13 protein-coding genes and 2 pseudogenes are annotated in these 17,873 nt (G+C 58.4%); 12 read left to right on the top strand and 3 right to left on the bottom strand.

Annotation, left to right across the window (positions count from 1 at the left end):
• The first annotated feature begins 10 nt into the window (after nt 1-10).
• The 7 genes and pseudogenes from AC0IYN_RS00950 to AC0IYN_RS00920 all read left to right on the top strand — a co-directional run.
• Nucleotides 11-1,600, top strand: coding sequence for an aldehyde dehydrogenase (NADP(+)) (locus AC0IYN_RS00950; RefSeq protein ID WP_471840264.1), 1,590 nt, complete (start codon nt 11-13; stop codon nt 1,598-1,600).
• A gap of 963 nt (nt 1,601-2,563) precedes the next feature.
• Nucleotides 2,564-4,096, top strand: a complete 1,533-nt coding sequence (locus AC0IYN_RS00945) for a M81 family metallopeptidase (protein WP_471840263.1) — start codon at nt 2,564-2,566, stop codon at nt 4,094-4,096.
• 42 nt (nt 4,097-4,138) lie between these two features.
• The gene (locus tag AC0IYN_RS00940; RefSeq protein WP_471840261.1) at nt 4,139-5,449 is read left to right on the top strand and encodes an MFS transporter; all 1,311 of its coding nucleotides are present in this window, start codon (nt 4,139-4,141) and stop codon (nt 5,447-5,449) included.
• A gap of 38 nt (nt 5,450-5,487) precedes the next feature.
• On the top strand, nt 5,488-6,228 hold the full coding sequence (locus tag AC0IYN_RS00935; protein WP_471840259.1) for an aldolase: 741 nt from the start codon (nt 5,488-5,490) through the stop codon (nt 6,226-6,228).
• Nucleotides 6,229-6,293: 65 nt separating this feature from the next.
• Entirely contained in the window at nt 6,294-7,649 is a 1,356-nt protein-coding gene (locus AC0IYN_RS00930; protein ID WP_471844727.1) for a D-serine ammonia-lyase, read from the top strand.
• Between the two features lie 84 nt (nt 7,650-7,733).
• Nucleotides 7,734-8,687: a LysR family transcriptional regulator gene (locus AC0IYN_RS00925; protein WP_471840257.1), complete on the top strand. Its 954-nt coding sequence runs from the start codon at nt 7,734-7,736 to the stop codon at nt 8,685-8,687.
• A 20-nt stretch (nt 8,688-8,707) separates the two neighbouring features.
• Nucleotides 8,708-9,245: pseudogene (locus AC0IYN_RS00920) on the top strand (IS5 family transposase); the annotation flags it as partial.
• Between the two features lie 115 nt (nt 9,246-9,360).
• Here the strand turns inward: AC0IYN_RS00920 and AC0IYN_RS00915 are convergent.
• Nucleotides 9,361-10,269 (bottom strand): LysR substrate-binding domain-containing protein, encoded by a 909-nt coding sequence (locus AC0IYN_RS00915; protein WP_471840255.1) that lies wholly within the window; start codon nt 10,267-10,269, stop codon nt 9,361-9,363.
• 97 nt (nt 10,270-10,366) lie between these two features.
• On the opposite strand from AC0IYN_RS00915, the gene AC0IYN_RS00910 reads away from it, so the two are divergent.
• Nucleotides 10,367-11,575 carry an MFS transporter gene (locus AC0IYN_RS00910; protein WP_471840254.1) on the top strand — a complete coding sequence of 403 codons (1,209 nt, stop codon included), beginning with the start codon at nt 10,367-10,369 and terminating at the stop codon, nt 11,573-11,575.
• Nucleotides 11,576-11,676: 101 nt separating this feature from the next.
• On the opposite strand, the gene AC0IYN_RS00905 is transcribed toward AC0IYN_RS00910, so the two are convergent.
• Nucleotides 11,677-12,255 carry a TetR/AcrR family transcriptional regulator gene (locus AC0IYN_RS00905; protein ID WP_471840253.1) on the bottom strand — a complete coding sequence of 193 codons (579 nt, stop codon included), beginning with the start codon at nt 12,253-12,255 and terminating at the stop codon, nt 11,677-11,679.
• A gap of 255 nt (nt 12,256-12,510) precedes the next feature.
• On the opposite strand from AC0IYN_RS00905, the gene AC0IYN_RS00900 reads away from it, so the two are divergent.
• The 4 genes and pseudogenes from AC0IYN_RS00900 to AC0IYN_RS00885 all read left to right on the top strand — a co-directional run.
• Nucleotides 12,511-13,326 carry an SDR family oxidoreductase gene (locus AC0IYN_RS00900; protein WP_471840252.1) on the top strand — a complete coding sequence of 272 codons (816 nt, stop codon included), beginning with the start codon at nt 12,511-12,513 and terminating at the stop codon, nt 13,324-13,326.
• Nucleotides 13,327-13,388: 62 nt separating this feature from the next.
• Nucleotides 13,389-13,973 carry a TetR/AcrR family transcriptional regulator gene (locus tag AC0IYN_RS00895; RefSeq protein ID WP_471840251.1) on the top strand — a complete coding sequence of 195 codons (585 nt, stop codon included), beginning with the start codon at nt 13,389-13,391 and terminating at the stop codon, nt 13,971-13,973.
• A gap of 27 nt (nt 13,974-14,000) precedes the next feature.
• Complete coding sequence (locus AC0IYN_RS00890; protein WP_471840250.1) at nt 14,001-14,924, top strand: glutathione S-transferase family protein; 924 nt, start codon at nt 14,001-14,003, stop codon at nt 14,922-14,924.
• A gap of 50 nt (nt 14,925-14,974) precedes the next feature.
• A pseudogene (locus AC0IYN_RS00885) lies at nt 14,975-15,185 on the top strand (DUF2274 domain-containing protein); the annotation flags it as partial.
• Between the two features lie 603 nt (nt 15,186-15,788).
• Here the strand turns inward: AC0IYN_RS00885 and mobH are convergent.
• Nucleotides 15,789-17,654, bottom strand: coding sequence for a MobH family relaxase (gene mobH / locus AC0IYN_RS00880; RefSeq protein ID WP_471840248.1), 1,866 nt, complete (start codon nt 17,652-17,654; stop codon nt 15,789-15,791).
• Nucleotides 17,655-17,873 lie beyond the last annotated feature (219 nt).

Here is a 17,873-nt window from a genome sequence, read left to right as displayed (position 1 = left end):
AGAGTTGAAAATGCTTCCTATACTTGGCCAGCAATTCATAGCCGGGACCCGCAGTGGGCTTGGCGAGCCCCGTCACCAGAGCGTGGAGGCCGCCACCGGCCAAGCCCTGCCTTATGTCTTCCACCAGGCCACGCCAGAAGAGGTAGAGCAGGCGGCATTCGCTGCGCAGGCGGCCTTTGGGCCCTATCGCCAAATGAGCCCGGCGAAGCGCGCGGCTTTCCTTGAGGCGATCGCCGACGAGCTGGAGGCGCTGGACCAAGACTTCGTCGCTATCGTGTGCCGCGAAACTGCGCTTCCGGCTGCGCGTATCCAGGGCGAGCGTTTGCGCACCAGCAACCAGATGCGCCTGTTCGCCCAGGTGCTGCGCCGGGGCGATTGCCTCGGCGCGAGGATCGACTTGGCGTTGCCACAGCGCCAGCCTCTGCCGCGCGTCGACCTGCGCCAGTACCGCATCGGCGTTGGCCCGGTGGCGGTGTTCGGCGCCAGCAACTTCCCGCTGGCCTTTTCCACGGCTGGCGGCGACACCGCCTCGGCGCTGGCGGCCGGCTGCCCGGTGGTAGTCAAGGCCCACAGCGGCCACATGGCTACCGCCGACCTAGTGGGCTGTGCCATCGAGCGCGCGGCTACGCGAACCGGAATGCCCGCGGGTGTGTTTAACATGATCTTTGGCCAGGGCGTCGGCGCTGATCTGGTCAAGAACCCGGCGATCCAGGCCGTGGGTTTTACCGGCTCTCTTCACGGTGGCGATGCACTGTGCAGACTTGCCGCTGAGCGCGCGCAACCGATTCCGGTGTTCGCTGAGATGTCGAGCATCAACCCCGTCGTCTTGCTCCCCGGTGCTCTGACCACCCGTGGCGAGGCCATCGCCGGCGAGCTGGCCAGCTCAGTGGTGCTGGGAGCAGGGCAGTTCTGCACTAATCCGGGCCTGGTGATCGGTATCCGCTCCTCAGCCTTCACCGAGTTCACCGAGCAGCTCCAACGACATTTGTCGGCACAAGCGCCACAGACTCTTCTCAATGTCGGCGGTCTTCGTAGCTACCAGAAAGGTGTGCAGACGCTGGAGGCATGTCCTGGTGTCAAGCGTCTGGCCGGACAAGCGCAGGAGGGTGATAAGGCCTATGCGCAGTTGTTCAAGGCTGACGTGAGCCTGCTGCTCACCGGACATCCGCTGCTGCAGGAGGAAGTGTTCGGCCCGGCCACCGTGCTTGTTGAAGTAACCGACGATGCGGAACTGGGGCTGGCATTGCGGGCGTTACGCGGGCAGTTGACAGCTACCATGATCGGCGAACCTGAGGATCTGCAAAAGTATCAATGGCTGATGCCTTTACTCGAAGAGAAGGTCGGCCGTATTTTGGTAAATGGCTATCCGACTGGCGTGGAGGTGTGTGATGCGATGGTTCATGGCGGTCCATATCCGGCGACTAGTGACTCAAGGGGCACGTCGGTCGGCAGCTTAGCAATAGATCGTTTTTTGCGTCCGGTCTGCTACCAGAACTACCCAGATGCGTTACTTCCCGATGCCTTGAAGAACGCCAATCCATTGGGGTTACGACGATTAGTAAATGGTGAGTGGAGCAGCCTTTCAGCACCAGTAGCATAGTTGGTTAGTCAGAGGCTGCGCCGAATGAGATAGACAGCTCGAAGTACAGGCCCTGATACATCAGGTTTTCAGAAGGGGGATGATCGCTGGGATAGCTGGTGGTTGTTCCTCTTGGGTGTATTGAGGCGTATCGACACTCGTTGAGTGCGACAGTGGAGGTGTGTCTATAGTGCCTGGTAATCAGGGCTTGCCTTGTCATCCTCAGCCTGCAGGAAGTTCTCAATTGGTGCGGGAGGCCTGGCTCTTGGAAAAGGGTGGCGCCCGAGAATCGACCTGTCCATACGTAGTCGTGGCAGCGGACACTGCGTACAGTCACTTAGTCATTCGCTACTTAGTAGCAAGCACCTGATCTTCTGCGTCCCTCCTGCCAAGCCGTCCCTGTCTCCACGCAAAGGCCAGAAAGCCATGCGAAAACCTACAGGTGCCACGGAGGGCTGCATCGCGCCGTCTGCTCGGTTGCGAGGGGAATGTGCCGCGCAAAAACTACCCTAAAGACCGCTTTATCGTCGGAAGCCGCGACATCCATGTAGTTGCTCCATTGAACAGAACAGAGTATCGCCCAACTGGGTCGCTAGCTGGTGAAGGGCCTACTGCGGTCGGTCGACATGGTGCAAACCACTCCGGACTTGGGAGTTGATTGGCTGTTGCCGTACTTGGTATGGCTGCGCAGCAGGCAGGTGCTACCCCAAGGTGCATGTTCTGCTGACCTATCTGGGATCACGGGCGGTGTACCTTTGGCGTCAATCTGGCGATGCATTAGTCGAACTACTAGTTTTTGCGCGCCCGCTTTCAGACAGTCAAGACCAATATCCAAGCTCAATGTGCTGTGTGCTTCGCTTATCAAATAGCTATTAGCGAGACTTATGTCTGCATCTTTATTAGTACGTTGTGTCGTAGGCCTTAACGGGGAATTATTGCTCCCGTGACCTTCATACACGAACAATACATAGAGGGCGTGAAATCATGTCGATGGAAGGGCAGGAGACGAAGACGCACGTGCACGCTGTACCCCGTCGAGTTGCGGTGGCTAGCTTCGAGTTCGAGGGTAACCACTTTTCCAACACGGTCTACGACCGCGACCGCTTCGGCTTGTGCGCTGAAGGTAAGGACCTGTGGTTGGCAATCGACGGTTTGCCCATAGCGCTCAGCGGTGGAATCGAAGCGCTGCGGGCCGACCCGATGCTCCAACTAGTCCCGATCTTAGTCGCCCAGGGTGGCTCCGGTGGCGGGGTGGAGCGTCGATTTTTCGATCAGACGGTGGATGCCATTGTGGCCGGTCTGCGTGACGCCGGAGAGCTTGACGGGATCTATCTAGCACTACACGGAGCGATGATCAGTGATGGCATCGACGATGCCGAAGGCTATCTGTTGGGACGCATACGGGGGGAATTAGGCGAACGCCCAATTATCGCTGTCAGTTTGGACCTGCATGGCAACGTCACGCCGGCCATGGCTCAGCATGCGAACATTCTGGTCGGGTACCGAAACTACCCCCACGACGATGCCTATGACACAGGGCGCCGTGCCGCTACCCTTCTACGGCGCACGCTGCACGGCGAAATCACCCCGATGATGGTGCTGCAGCGCCTGGCCATGCTGGTGCCAGTGTCAGGTGGTTCCACTGCCGTTGCTGAGGCTCCACTGGCTCATATTAAGCAGCGCGCCCTGGACTTTGAGCGCGACGGGCTGCTCTCGGTCAGTTATTTTACCTGCCAGCCCTGGCTGGATGACGATGACGCGATGAACGCGGTGATTGCCATCGCGGATAGGGACCGCACGTTGGCCACCTGTACTGCAAAGGCGCTGGCCGAGGATTTGTGGAGCCGCCGTGAGGCGTTCGAGTTGCCGCTTCTGGGTGTCGAGCAGGCGGTCTATCAGGCGCTGCGAGCCACGTGCCGTCCGGTGATCGTCGCCGATACCGGCGACAGCGTCGGCGCTGGGGCGGCAGGGGACTCGGTCTGCGTGCTTGCGGCACTACTTGAGCAGGCGCCACACCTGCGCAGCGCCGTGTCGCTGGTCGACGCGGCGGTGGCGGCACAGGCCATCGCCCAAGGCCCGGGCGCGTGGCTGGAGGTGGTGTTGGGCTTTTCCGTTGATCCGCGATACGGCCAGCCGCTGCCGCTCAAGGCTCAGGTGGTGAGCGTCCACGATGGAGCCTTCACCTACGCCGCCGGTATCTTCGCCGGGGTCACCGCTCGCATGGGCCCCACGGCCGTGCTGGCGGTGGGGGGGCATCGCATCCTGGTGTCGAGCGTGGGTACCTACGAGTTCGCCGATGAGCACTTCAAAGCTGTGGGTATCGAGCCGGAGCAGTTTGACGTGGTGGTGCTCAAGAACGGCATGAACTACCGCAACCTGCTGGTCGGCGAACGCATCGCGATCCTCGCCGACACCGTGGGCGCTTCCTCTGCCAACCTCGCCGCGTTGCCTTGGAGGCACCGCACCTCGCCGTTCTGGCCGCGCGATCGCGCAATTAGCGATCCTTTACGTGCCTGACAGGCCTTCCCATGACAATTCCAATGATGAGGGGTGGTTGCCTTGAACACTGAACATGTGTACCAGAAGATTACGCTACGCCTGGTGCCTTTCCTGGTATTACTTTACCTGATCGCCTACATCGACCGTTCAGTGCTGGCTTTCGCCAAGTTGCACATGAACGTCGACGTTGGCATCAGTGACGCGGCTTACGGCTTCGGTGCTGGACTGTTTTTTCTCGGCTACATCCTCTTCGAGGTGCCGAGCAACATCGCGTTAACCAAGGTCGGGGCGCGCCGTTGGTTCGCCCGGATCATGATCACCTGGGGCTTTATCACCTGCGCCATGGCGCTGATACAGGGACCGCTGTCATTCTACATCCTGCGCTTCCTGCTGGGGGCGGCCGAGGCCGGGTTCTACCCGGGCGTTCTGTATTATCTGACCCTCTGGTACCCAAGCCGTCGGCGCGGCCGGATCTACGGCTACTTCGCCTTCGCCCAGCCGTTGGCACCGATGCTGGCTGGGCCGTTGTCCGGCGCTTTGCTCGGGCTCAACGGCAGTCTAGGATTGCATGGCTGGCAATGGCTGTTCGTGGTCTGCGGTGTCCCGGCAGTACTGCTGGCCTGGCCGACGCTTAGACTGCTACCTGAGAACCCAGCCAGTGCGAAGTGGCTGAGCCAGGACGAGCGGAGGGCGGTTATCCGCGATGTCGAGGATGACGCCCGGCGAGTCGGCTCCCCGGCAAAGGGGCACGCGCTACTGGCGGTGCTCAAGGATCATCGTGTGCTGATGCTGGGATTTGCCTATGCACCGATTCCCCTGGCCATCTATGGGTTGTCGCTTTGGCTACCAACCCTAATCAAGGGCTTCCATGCCTCAGACTTGACCACCGGTTTTCTCTCGGCCATCCCGTTCCTATTCGGTGTGCTCGGCCTGCTGGTAATACCGCGCTCGTCCGACAAGCACAACGAACGTTATTTCCACACCATCTTCTGCGTCTTGGGTGCATCACTAGGCCTGGCTGGCGCAGGTCTGTCGCCGTCGCTCGGAGCACAACTAGCATTCCTATCGATGTCGGGGTTTAGCCTTTATTCGGCCTCGGCGGTGCTCTGGGCTTTGCCCGGGCGTTTCCTGACCGGCGCCCAGGCGGCGGCGGGGCTGGCCCTGATCAACTCGATCGGAAACCTGGGCGGCTACCTGGGGCCGTTCGGCGTAGGACTGATCCGTGAGTACACCGGCAGCCTGGCCTATGGGCTTTATTTCCTGTCTGCGATGTTGCTGATCACCATCCTGCTGGTGCTCATGCTGCGCGGCGGGGAGCGGCGCGGTGCGCACGACACCCTAGGATCGACCCTCGACCGCGGTAACGCCTGAGTTCCGGGTTCCTGAAAACTGACCATTGGGATTACCTCATGAGTGTTCAATCTGCTGCATACGATGAACTGTTTGACTCCGAGGTCGTCGCGCGCTTGCGTGACGATCTGGCCCTGGCGCTGAGGGCAGCTGCCCTGCATGGTTTAGGGGAAGGCATCTGCAACCACTTCAGTGTCGCAGTACCCGGTGAGCCGGACAAATTCCTGCTTAACCCACGCGGCCTGATGTGGCAGGAGGTCCGCCCCGAGGACATCATCCTGATCGACACCGAAGGCAAGCTTCTGGCCGGGCGTCACCAGCCCGAGCCATCGGCAATGTTCATTCACGCCGCGGTGCACCGACTTTGCGGCAAGGACGTGGTATTGCACACCCATATGCCGTTCGCCTCGGCTTTGGCGCTGACCTGCAATGTCGGGTTGGATACGCTTCTTTCTCAGAACGCCATGCGTTTTCATGGTCGCTTGGCGCTCGACGCGCAGTTTAACGGTCTGGCCCAGGATCACCGCGAAGGCGAGCGTATTGCCAACGTCATGCAGGGTGCGGACATCGCTTTCCTGGGCAACCATGGCGTGGTCGTCTGCGGTGATCGCCTCGATCATGCCTATGACGACCTGTATTACCTAGAGCGGGCCTGCCAGGCCGAAGTCCTGGCCCGCTCGACGAGGCTCGCGCTGACCACCGTCAGCCCGCAGATGGCCGCCCAGGTGTCCGAGCAGGCGCAGCAGGAGCGGCTGCAATCGGAACTATTCTTCGCCGCGTTGCGGCGTGTCCTGAAGTGATGGATTGGGGTGAATTGTCGATGAGCACTGATGTATTCACTGAGCTTTCCGGCCAGGCGCACACTTTGGTGCATGGCCGTACTGCTGCGCAATGGGACGTGGATTTCCCGTTACTCTCGGTCATGCGCCGGCTGACGCCCGTGACTTGGTTCAACCCTGCGCTGTGTCCGTTCAAGCAGGCTCTGGGCGATATCGACTTGACCGAGGCCGACGTGCGCGAAGCCGAGGCGCGCCTAGCTCGCTTCGCACCGCTACTTGCCGATGCCTTCGAGCAAGTGCGCGAGGCTGGTGGCATCATCGAGTCCGAACTCGCGCCGCTGCAGCACTTCGCCGATGCCGCCGTCGCGACATTGTCGCTGCGCGCCCGGCCAGCACGGTTGCTGATTAAAAAGGACAGTCACCTGCCCATTGCCGGATCGGTCAAGGCCCGTGGCGGTATCTACGAGGTGCTGTTCCATGCCGAACGCTTGGCGCTCGCGGACGGGTTGATCACCCCCGACAGCGACTATCGTGTGCTGGCCAGACCCGAGGGCCGGGCGTTGTTGGGACGGCATACGATCATCGTGGGCTCGACCGGCAATCTGGGCATGTCGATCGGTATCGCCGCCGCTCGCCTAGGCTTCCAGACGGTCGTGCATATGTCGGCTGATGCCCGTGAGTGGAAAAAAGCTCGCCTGCGCGACAGCGGTGTCAATGTGGTCGAGCATGCCGGTGATTATGGCCAGGCGGTCGAGCGTGGCCGGCAGCAAGCCGAGGCAGACCCAGCCTGCCATTTCATCGACGACGAGAACTCGCGGACGTTGTTCCTTGGCTACGCGGTGGCGGGTGCACGCTTGAAGGCCCAGTTCGAGCAGCGAGGCATCGTCGTCGACCGCGACCATCCGCTGTTCGTTTACCTGCCCTGCGGTGTGGGCGGGGGGCCTGGCGGCATTAGCTTCGGCCTGAAGCTGGCGTTTGGAGACCATGTGCATTGCTTCTTCGCCGAACCGACACAGTCGCCGTGCATGCTGCTGGGCGTGTACACCGGGCTGCACGAGCAGGTCTCGGTGCGTGACTTTGGCCTGACTAACAAGACTGCCGCGGACGGCCTGGCGGTCGGTACACCGTCTGGGTTCGTGGGGCGGTCGATGCAGCGTATGATCGACGGCTTCTATACCTTGGACGACGACGAACTGTTCCGCGCGCTAGCGCTGATGCAGCAGAGCGAAGGGCTGGCACTCGAGCCCTCGGCGCTGGCCGGTGCGCTGGGTTTCGAGCGCACGCTGGGCGAGGCGGGCGCGGCGTATCGGTCGCAGATGGGGTTCGATGACGTCACCCTGGCCAATGCCGTGCACCTGATCTGGGCCACGGGCGGCGGCATGGTGCCCGCCGAGGAGTATCAGGCCTACCTGGCGCATGGGCGCCGGCTGCTGGAGGGCTGAGCCGAGGCCGCGTCGGTGTGACCTTGCGGTTGCCCGGCGCTTTTGGTCGAATACGACGAAGGTCTTAGGTGTAGTGTGGGTGTGATGCTGTCTTCATCGATGGTGGTCTGGTTGAGAAGTTTCGATGCTGTAGCCCGGCAGGGCAATTTCACGCGCGCGGCAGAGGAACTGTGCATCTCGCAGGGGGCGGTCAGTCAGCAGGTCCGCCACCTAGAGGAAGCGTTGCGGTGCCCGCTGTTCCTGCGCGAGCCTCGTGCGCTACGCCTGACGCCCAGTGGTGCGCGGTTGTTCGAGGTGACTGGCGAGCTATTTCGCCGGCTCGACGCTACCTTGGTGCAACTGCGCCAGGGCAACGACGACCAACACATCGACCTGAGTTGTTCGCCGTCCTTCGCCATCGGTTGGCTTACCGCGCGCCTGGGGCATTTCTTCCGCCTGCACTCGAACCTGCACCTAAATATCCACGGCGAGTTCCACGAGCTGTCCAAGGCCAACCTCGCGCGCGATGGTCGGGACGCCGCGGTGCGCTACGACCTCGGAGAATATGACGACTTGGAGGCGAGGCCCTTCCTCGACGAATGGCTGTTTCCGGTCGCTAGTCCAGAGTTCATCGCCCGCAACCCCGATCTGAGATATCCGTCGGATCTGCGTTCGCACTGGCTGTTGCATGACTCCAGCCCCTGGGATGGCGCCAGCGCATTCGAAGAGTGGGGCTACTGGCTTGGCGAGGTCGGCGTCAGTTTGGGCGACCTCGCCGACGGACACTTCTTCAACCTCTCTCAGCTAGCGATGGCTGCTGCTGCGAACGGCCATGGTATAGCTATGGGGCGCATGGCGCTGGTCCATAGCGAACTGGCGTCAGGCCGCCTGGTGGACCTGTTTGGCCTGTGCGTGCCATCGGCTGCCAAGTACCGTTTCGTCACTCCCGATGCACCGAGTGGCTCGCTGCTGGTGGTAGAGCGTTGGCTGCACAGCGAGAGCGAGCGGTTCATCGAGTCTTGCAGGGAAATCGTGCCCTGGCTGCCTGAGGACTACTAGGGATAATCCGATCAAGTAAGCCCAGTACGACCAAGAACATGGAAGGCAAGGGCGATCCAGAAATGCATCAGACGAAGAAGGGCAACCAGTACTATTCGGCATGAAGGCCCACATCGGTGCGGATGTTGAATCGGGTCTGGTGCATCACGTTCATGTTATCGCCGCGAACGTGGCCGACGTAACGGACGTTGCACCGCTACTGCATGCCGCAGAGAACGTTATCTGTGCTGATGCGGGCTATATCGGCGTTGAGAAAAGACCAGAGCATGAAGGGCGGCCCGTGATCTGGCAGATCGCAGCGCGACGCAGCACTTACAAGCACTTGGACAAACGCGGCGCGCTTTACAAAGCCAAGCGCAAGATCAAAAAGGCCAAGGCGGAGGTACGGGCGAAAATGGAGCACCCATTCCGAGTGATCAAGCGCCAGTTCGGCTATGTAAAGACTCGTTTTCGCGGCCTGGCCAAGAACACAGCGCAACTGACCACGCTGTTTGAGCTGTCGAATCTGTGGATGATGCGCTGGCAATAATGACCACTGCAGGGGAGGCGCGCCTTTAGCACGCAAAAGCTAGGGCAGCGCCCTGGTTTTGAGCCGATTGAGGGTTGATAAATTGATCTGGCGGCGTCAAAACGCTGCTTATTGCTCGCTCCAGGCAGCTTGTTCGCAGTATCCCTAGCCGATTTTTAAGTGGGTAGCAAGATAGGCCAATAATAAGTCGACTTTTGGGAGCAATTGTCGACTGCGCAACCATACCAAGTGAAGGGGAAGGCCCTGGGTTGCCAGTTCAGGCAGTACTTCAACCAACTCGCCGCTCTTCAGTTGCGCTGACACCAGCCATGTCCCGAGCTGTGCGATGCCTAATCCGGCCACTACGGCGTTGACCTGAATATCGCAACTGCCAACAATGAAGCGGCCCTCAATGCTATGTCGTTGTATCGGTTCAGAGTCCTGCGCTACCAGCCAGGGTGCAATGCTGCCGTCGGGTTTGCCGAACAAAACTGCTGAGTGCTCAAGCAATTCAGTACAAGACTGTGGCATACCGTGCCGAGCCAAGTACGCTGGTGCGGCACAGAAGATCAGTCGCTCATGACCCAAATGGCGATTGCCTAGCGACGGTGGCCAGTGGTCTGGCCCACCAATCCTCACGGCTAGATCGATGCCTTCCTCCGCAAGATCGACAAAACGGTCTGTGAAGGAAATTTGCGGTCGCAGACCTGGATGCAATTCAGCAAAAGACAGCAGTAGTGGCATGACCTGCGTCCGCCCATAGCTGTCGGGCAAATCAATACGGAGCCGACCTACGGGTTCCATACGACCAGCAGCAAGAACCAATTCGGCCTCTTCCAGTTCGCCCAACACACGAATGCATGTGCGATAGAACGCAGCACCTTCCTCGGTCAGTGCGAGCTTGCGCGTAGTCCGCTCAAACAGACGCGCTCCTAGCCGCGCTTCCAGGCGTGCTACCGCTTTGCCTACAGCGGAACTGGTCAGGTGCAGCCGTTCAGCGGCCGAAGTGAAGCTACCGCAATCTGCTGTACTGACAAAAACCTCGATTCCTTTTAGTCGTTCGGTGGGAAGCATGCGCATCACAATTCGGGAATTAATTTCTCAAATTATAGGAAAAAATGTCGAGAAAAGGAAGATAATTCACGAATAGTATAAGGGACGTTTTTTCCTTATGAGAACCTTGCAAATGTCTTCAAGCGGCGCAACAAGCGCAGCCGTCTCGCCAACGGCCCAATCATCCGGTCTATCAATTGCGATCCTCGCTGCTGCAGGCTTCATCGTCATCACCACCGAATATTTGATTGTCGGATTTCTCCCCGCACTCGCACGCGATCTGGACGTGTCGATCTCTGTTGCAGGTCAACTCGTCACTTTATTCGCCTTCATCGTCATGATTTGCGGACCTGTACTCACGGCGTGGTTGTCGCACCTTGAGCGCAAGCGGCTGTTCGTTGTCATTCTTTTGATATTTGCGGCTTCCAATGCCATGTCTGCGCTTGCACCAAACATCTGGCTCCTTGGCTTGTCAAGGCTATTCCCGGCGCTTGTCTTGCCGGTGTTTTGGGGAACGGCAAGCGAAACAGTCGGAACCATTGCAGGTCCAGCTCACGCCGGCAAAGCAGTATCTCGTGTGTATCTTGGAATCTCTGCCGCGCTGGTATTTGGAATTCCATTGGGTACAGTCGCTTCCACTGCCATCGGATGGAGAGGCGCTTTTTGGGTGATGGCTGCCTTGTCGTTGACAATTGCCCTGTTAATGATGGCCGTGATGCCAACGCTTGAACGCTCTGCACGGACACGTATCCGAGAGCAGGCTCGTATCCTCCGCTCGCCTTATTTCCTGGGTAACATGGCTCTTTCGGTATTGGTGTTCACTGCAATGTTCGCGGCATACACCTATCTGGCCGATACCCTGGAACGGCTCGTTTTGATACCGCAGTCGCACGTTGGTTGGTGGTTGATGGGCTTTGGTGGGGCTGGGTTGATCGGCAACTGGCTCGGCGGAAAGTTTGTCGATCGGAGCCCCCTGATCATGACAGCCGTATTTTCCCTCTTGCTTGCGATTGGTGTTTCATCCGCCGTTCCTGCTTCCGGTCAGTCGATTGCACTCTTCACTGGGGCGCTCGCTATCTGGGGTATTTCCTATACGGCGCTGTTTCCTATTTGCCAGATCAGGGTAATGAAGTCGGCGTCTCACGCACAGGCGCTGGCAGGGACTATGAACGTGTCTGCGGCAAATGCCGGAGTCGGTCTCGGCGCAATACTCGGAGGTGTTGCTATCCCTGCATGGGGACTTGCCAGCATTAATAATGTGGCCGCAATCGCTGCTCTACTTGCGGTAGCAATGTCTCCCTTAGTCGCAAGGCTGAGAAAGAGTTAATCGGAAATTAACCAATCAGAAATGCTTCAGCACGATTTTGATTCAGGTGGTTCGTGGCGACGCAGTTGCAAGAGGTATTGGACTGTGTCCTGAAAGCCAGGCTACCTCAACGCTTCTAGCGCGAGATTTCCGATTTTTCTTAACTGGTCCGCGGGCATTCCTGCTCGCGCACAGATTTTCAATCCACCTAGCGAAGAAAGTAGAAATTGCGCGGCGAGATCGGGGTCTATATCTGCACGAATTTCATGAGCGAGCTTCGCTTGCTGGATTGCAGATACGAGTGGTCCAAGCATAACGGTTGCGCCCGCTTCAAAAGTTTTAGATATCGCTGAATCTCGGTTCCCAAATTCGCAAATTGCATTAGTACCAAGACAAGTAGGGTCTGCACTCTTTTCGCACCGGTCGATAAATGATGAGAAAACCATAAAGAGGCCTTTGATTGGTGAAGGACCTCTGGAGAGGTCTCGCACAATCTGAGCGGCCTGATCCTGGTTATATCGCTGTAAAGCCTCGACGTACAGAGCATGCTTGGAGGAAAAAGTATCGTAAAAGCTTTGACGGCCTATACCCATCGCCGCACGAAGCTCTTCGGTTGTGGTTCCCCCGAATCCGTGCTTTGAAAATACGTCCATTGCGCATCGCAGCGCGTGATCTCGGTCAAATTCTTTTGGTCTAGCCATGAGGTCGCGATAACAATTGATCAGTGATGTTGTAGCTTTCTGAATTTTTATCAGGGCGCAGTTTTTTTACGAGAGGCCTTTGCACCGAAAAGTATAGGGCACGTCATAGCTCCAGCACAGTTGCCACAAGTGCCAGGCGTTGGATTGACCACATGCCGGATGGGTGCAGGAGCGATGCCGGGCAATCATGCCAGTTTTGGACAGGACTGTCCAAAACTGGCATGATTGGGCCTTCTATAGATGAAGGGGATAGGCATGCAAAGGACAGTGTTGTTGACGGGAACGTCCAGCGGATTGGGTGATGCGGCGGCCCGTCGTTTCCTTGATCAAGGGTGGAATGTTGTGGCCACAGCTCGAGACGCGATGAAGGCAGTCGGTGGCCTAGACCATCCCAGCCTTCTGCGGACTCGACTGGACGTTCGAGATGAGGATTCGGTTCGAACAGCTTTTGATGAAGCAGCGGCCCGCTTCGGTGAGATCGACGTGGTAGTCAATAACGCTGGCATCGGACTGGGCGGACCGCTTGAGGCGATTGACCTTTCCCAAATGCGCGACCATCTAGAGGTCAATGTGGTCGGTGTCGCAGCTGTCTGCAAAATTGCCATTCCGCAAATGCGCCGAAATGGCAAAGGATTGCTGATCAATATTTCCTCCGCAGCTGGTCGGGTCGGCCTCCCATTCTTGAGTCCATATTCCGCCGGAAAGTTCGCAGTAGAAGGGCTTTCCGAAGCCATGCGGTACGAACTCCAACCGTTTGGCATTCGAGTAAAGCTCGTCGAGCCAGGTGGGATCAGGTCGAAGTTCTCTCATGTCTGGTCTTCGACCGAGGCTTACGAACCCACGGCGGGATTGGTGTTCGATCGCATGGCCAAGGGCCTTCAGCAAGCCCCCGTCGCAGATATCACTGCCGCTACGGTAGTCGCTGCCGCCAATGATCCGTCGGACAGACTGCGTTACCGAGCATCGGATGCGAGAACGTTACTGCGCATACGAGGACTTCTTCCTGACTCTCAGTGGCGCAGGTTTGTCGCGAAAGTTTTTGGCATACCCCCCTCAAAGGTGCGGGATTGAACTAGCGTACTTCCACGGAACGCCGTATGATGACCGCCTAGTCACTCATTTAAGAGAAGCGGATGGCTAGACCACTCAGTGAGGAGAAACGTAAAGCTCTCCTGGAGGCAGCAACTGAAGTTGTTTCGGAATTCGGGCTGTCGGCGCCGACGGCCAAGATTGCGAAATTGGCGGGTGTTGGTGACGGGACACTCTTCGTGTATTTCCCGACGAAAGAACATCTCTTCAATCAGCTCTATCTGTACATAAAGGAAGGCTTTAGAAGGACGATTAGCATTGATTCAGACGCTCCCATTCACGCGGAGCTTAGAAGATTTTGGGATGCCTACATCGACTGGGGAATGAATTACCCGAAGAAATACGTAGCGGCAAGATATCTAAACTCGTGGGATACCCTGCTGGATGAAACCAGGCTGACCGCATGGAACATGTTTCCAGATTTCAGGGATCTAGTGAGAGCCGGCGTCAAAGAGCGAAAGTTGCTCGCGCAGCCGCAGGAATTTGTTGGGCAATTGATCGATTCAATTGCGAACATGATTATCGAGCATTGCCAGAGTCGCCCGGAAGAAATTGATGAATGGAGCGCTCTTGGTTGGCAAGCATTCTGGAATTCCGTTCGCTTAGCAAACCAACAACCGAGTAGCTGAAATTTGGATACTGTTATAGGTGAATTTATGTCTGAAATTATTCTTCATCACTTTGATGCCTCGCCTTTTGCAGAAAAGCTCCGTCTTATTTTTGGCCTAAAAAGATTGTCCTGGGCCTCAGTGGACGCGGAACTCATCATGCCGAAACCCAAGCTTACTGCCCTAACTGGCGGCTACCGTAAGACACCGGTGATGCAGATAGGCGCAGATATCTACTGCGATTCCCGCCTGATCGCCGTTGAACTTGAGCGGCGCTTTCCTGAGCCCACAATTTTCCCTGAGGGAAGTCGAGGACTGTCACTTGCGCTCTCTTCGTGGAGCGACCGCGACCTACACATTGCCAGCTCCGGCTCCGCGATCGGCGTCAATATTCATCAATTCCCTGAGGCGTTGATGCGTGACCGAAAAGCCTATTTCGGTGACTTCATGGATGTGGAAGGTTTGGAGCGAGAAATCCCTCATCTGACGACCCAGTTACGTGCCCATGTTCATTTGATCGAGCAACAACTCTCCGATGGCCGTTGCTTTTTGCTTGGGAGCGAACCCGGCTTGATCGACTTCCATGCATATGTTGAGGTCTGGACGGCACTGGCACACGTCCCGCACGCCAAAACCCTGTTCGAGCCGTTCAACCATCTGCCGTCATGGATCGCCCGTGTTCAGGAGATTGGTCACGGACAGCGCGTCGAGATCACTTCAGAAGATGCGCATGCCATCGCGTTCCAAGCGTCACCAAAGGCATTTAGGGAAGTTGACCGCACAGACGCGCTTGGCCTCGCAGAAGGCGATGAGATCACAGTCACTCCTGACGACTATGGCCGTGTCCCCGTTAGTGGAAGACTTGTGACTCTCACCATTCATGAGGTGGCGATAGAGCGAGAGGATGAAGTTGTCGGAACGGTAGCAGTTCACTTCCCGCGAATCGGGTTTCGCATTTCAAAGGTTCGTTGAGGGGAATAGCGCGTGCAAGCCGGAACATGACTTGATGCGCGACGCGCAAGCTGCGGCTTGGGCCGCTGCCGAAAACGGAATCCACGAAGCTGACCTTTGGCTTGCCCGGCCAGCCTGAAAGCCGACTTCGACTTCGACTGCTACTCCGCGCTGCACGCACGGACCTACGGTGGAGCGGTCGATGTCAGGGTGCTGGGTCTGCACATGCTGGAAGCCTTCATGGCGGGGGATCGAGGGTTCGGGAAGGGAGGCGCGGGAAAGGCTGACGCCATCTGCCTCCGCTCGCGTCCGTCGCTCGAAAGCGCAGCCCAAGGCTGCGCTTTCTTCGTTCTGGAGAGTGTAGGTCGATTGGGCTACGATGAACAATCGCGGCCACCGACTGCTGGCGATCGTCTCCGATACAGCTCGCTCCGGCTTTCCATCGCGACGCTCTTATGTAGCTCCTAGCCCACAACGCCGCAGCCTCGCAAAGCGATCGCAGTTAGAGCTAAATCCGCGCCCCATATAGACCTCCGCCCATCGGGCTGATTTCAACAATCGCTTGACTTCGGATATTTTTACCCGCGCGCAGGACGCGCCTGCCTCCTGAAGTGGTCTGCCGACGGGGCGTAGGCAGGCTCGCCTCACGGTGGTGCGATAGATCGGTGATTCCGCCAGCTCAAATTCTGGTTTCACGCTCGTGTGGGGATTGTCCTCCGATGCAAAGCTGCTGCGCCTCACGCCGCCCGCTCGCGGCAGTTGACCTATTGGGGGGGTGACGTCGGACGCTGCATCCGCCAGATGACCGATTTCTTTGTGGCTGGTTTCAAAGCACGGCGGCAGCCTTTGGAACTGAGATAGTAGTTATCTTGACGATGGCGAGAGTTATTCGTTGCGAGCTGTTGTGCCCGATAGTGCAAGATATGGATTGTTCGGCGGGATCTCTGCGAATAGCGACTGAGCATCGTCCAGAAGGTAGCCATGGAGGCGGCGAGACTTCCTTGGCCCAGTGACCCCGCACGTCCAAATGTTCAGTCCGCTGGACTGCTTCCTATGCAGCCCCAGCTTTTCAAAGCGCTTCTGCACCCATTGCCAATCTTGCTGGTTTTCTTGCTTGGCCAGGATGGTGATCTGCGGATGCTCCTGTGCATAGCGCTGGAATACGCCGGGGCTGACCAAGTAGGCGGTATCGGCGACGGTATGCACCAGCGCTTTGACGTCGTTGATGATGAGCCGACGCGACTGGATGCCCTGACGGAGCCAGTCCATGAAGTGTTCGCCGGACTGCCCTGCGCCAGCCTTCGGACTCGACGTGTGTGCGTCTGATTCGGCCTCGGTGGAGGCGGGCGGCGTGGCGATGTCCGCAGTCATCTCGCCGCTCGGACTATGCCGCTCGCTTCCTTCGTGTTCCATCGGAGCATCGAACATGGATAGCAGGTCTGCTACTGCGTCGGCATTCGGAGCTTTGTCCCTAAAGCTCGGCGGAGCCAGCGACTGTCCGTCCTCTTGCTGCTGAGCGCTGCGTGGAGTGGCATTGGCCTGTGATAGGACGGTTGCGGAGTCCTCTATTGCCGCGGTCGTGTCTGATTCAGAAGCGCTGGCCGCAATACTTGTTTCTACTACGACAGTGCCGATGAAAGGTTCGGGGCGTTCGTCTGGTTGCCAGATCAGTGCCGGCGACAGGCGTAGGAGCGTGAAAGAGTGCGACCAACCGGCAGCAGTGCTGATCGTGGCCCGCCAAATGGCCTTGCCATCAGAGGTTGGCTGAAGAATGCCGTGATCCTGCAGCACGTTGAAGACGGCAGTGTTGTTCGCGGGAATGCCCTCGACGCCCTGTGCCAGCAGATGAGCGCGTAGTTTGTCCGAGACCGTTTTGCTGACCAGCCAAAGCGAGTCCTGATCCAGCCATCCGTCCGCAGGGCCAGCCTGATTGATCTTCAGTTCCTCGCGTAGCAGGTAGCGCAGGCCATCGAGAAGTTTGCGTTGCAGCGCGGTTTTGGGTGCAGCTATTGCACGCGATGGGTCGCCACCGAGCTCCTGCGCGACCGAAGCCCGGTCTGCCTGGACGACCAGTTCGCCCAGTATGCCGGCATGCTCATACTGGCCGGCCAGCACATATAACAGCGGGGCCCACAGGGCGGGAAAGCTGCTTAGCCAGTCGAGGATGTCGCGATCGAGTACCTGTGTGTAGAGCAGTCCTGTGGCCGCGCCGTGCAGTCGGTACTCCCGATCTTCCCGGTATCGGAAGCGGTACGCTCGTGTGAGCGGCCCGTGCCAGGGATGCCAGACGTCGCCATTTTCGTGCTCGACATAGAGATCGACGGCGATTTTGCCGATGTCATGTAGCAACGCGGCATACGCGATGGCGGCTGTCCAAGCTTCCGCCTGCGCCGCCTGATCTTCGGGTGTTGCACCAGCTGGCAGCAGGTGGGACTGCCGAAGCTTCAGGGCGAAGGCGACGATCTCCAGGCCGTGGTCAAGCATGCCCCCGAGGTAGGAATGGTGGTGGCTTTCCGAGGCGGGGAACTGTTGCACGATCTCCGCGTAATGTTGCAGTGGCGCGAGGTACAGCGTGGCGAACTGCTTGCGCGAAAGAGAGGTGCGCTGCCAGATGTGATCCAGCAGTATCCGTCTGCGCGGTGTCGCCAGCAGAGACGCGGCAGATTCCGGCCGCGTCAGCCCTTTGGGTAGCTCGACGGGTCCTGGAGCTTGTGTTGGCGTCGGCCGTTTTCGCTGGAACAGTGCAAACATCCTCATCACCTCCAATGCCGGCTGGTGCGGCCTTTTCCTTTTCCAGATAGGGCCGTTCACCCTTGCCCCCATTCCATTGACCCTTGCCGCCCTTTTCCCCTTGCTGAAACCCTTTGATATAGCGCTGCGCGATCAGGCTCACCAGCGTCAATGCGATATGGCAGGCGTCCATTTGTTGCATGCGAAAAAACTTGGCAGGTGAGGCCCTGGAAACGCAGG

It is taken from the genome of Pseudomonas sp. AC112 (assembly GCF_979253545.1).
This window is presented reverse-complemented; position numbering and strand designations above follow the sequence as displayed.

Bases quoted from the DNA above. Each gene is read 5' to 3' on its own strand.
- AC0IYN_RS00950 (WP_471840264.1), top strand. From the start codon at position 11: ATGCTTCCTATACTTGGCCAGCAATTCATAGCCGGGACCCGCAGTGGG.
- AC0IYN_RS00945 (WP_471840263.1), top strand. From the start codon at position 2,564: ATGTCGATGGAAGGGCAGGAGACGAAGACGCACGTGCACGCTGTACCC.
- AC0IYN_RS00935 (WP_471840259.1), top strand. From the start codon at position 5,488: ATGAGTGTTCAATCTGCTGCATACGATGAACTGTTTGACTCCGAGGTC.
- AC0IYN_RS00925 (WP_471840257.1), top strand. From the start codon at position 7,734: ATGCTGTCTTCATCGATGGTGGTCTGGTTGAGAAGTTTCGATGCTGTA.
- AC0IYN_RS00915 (WP_471840255.1), bottom strand. From the start codon at position 10,269: ATGCTTCCCACCGAACGACTAAAAGGAATCGAGGTTTTTGTCAGTACA.
- AC0IYN_RS00910 (WP_471840254.1), top strand. From the start codon at position 10,367: ATGAGAACCTTGCAAATGTCTTCAAGCGGCGCAACAAGCGCAGCCGTC.
- AC0IYN_RS00905 (WP_471840253.1), bottom strand. From the start codon at position 12,255: ATGGCTAGACCAAAAGAATTTGACCGAGATCACGCGCTGCGATGCGCA.
- AC0IYN_RS00900 (WP_471840252.1), top strand. From the start codon at position 12,511: ATGCAAAGGACAGTGTTGTTGACGGGAACGTCCAGCGGATTGGGTGAT.
- AC0IYN_RS00895 (WP_471840251.1), top strand. From the start codon at position 13,389: ATGGCTAGACCACTCAGTGAGGAGAAACGTAAAGCTCTCCTGGAGGCA.
- AC0IYN_RS00890 (WP_471840250.1), top strand. From the start codon at position 14,001: ATGTCTGAAATTATTCTTCATCACTTTGATGCCTCGCCTTTTGCAGAA.
- mobH (WP_471840248.1), bottom strand. From the start codon at position 17,654: ATGTTTGCACTGTTCCAGCGAAAACGGCCGACGCCAACACAAGCTCCA.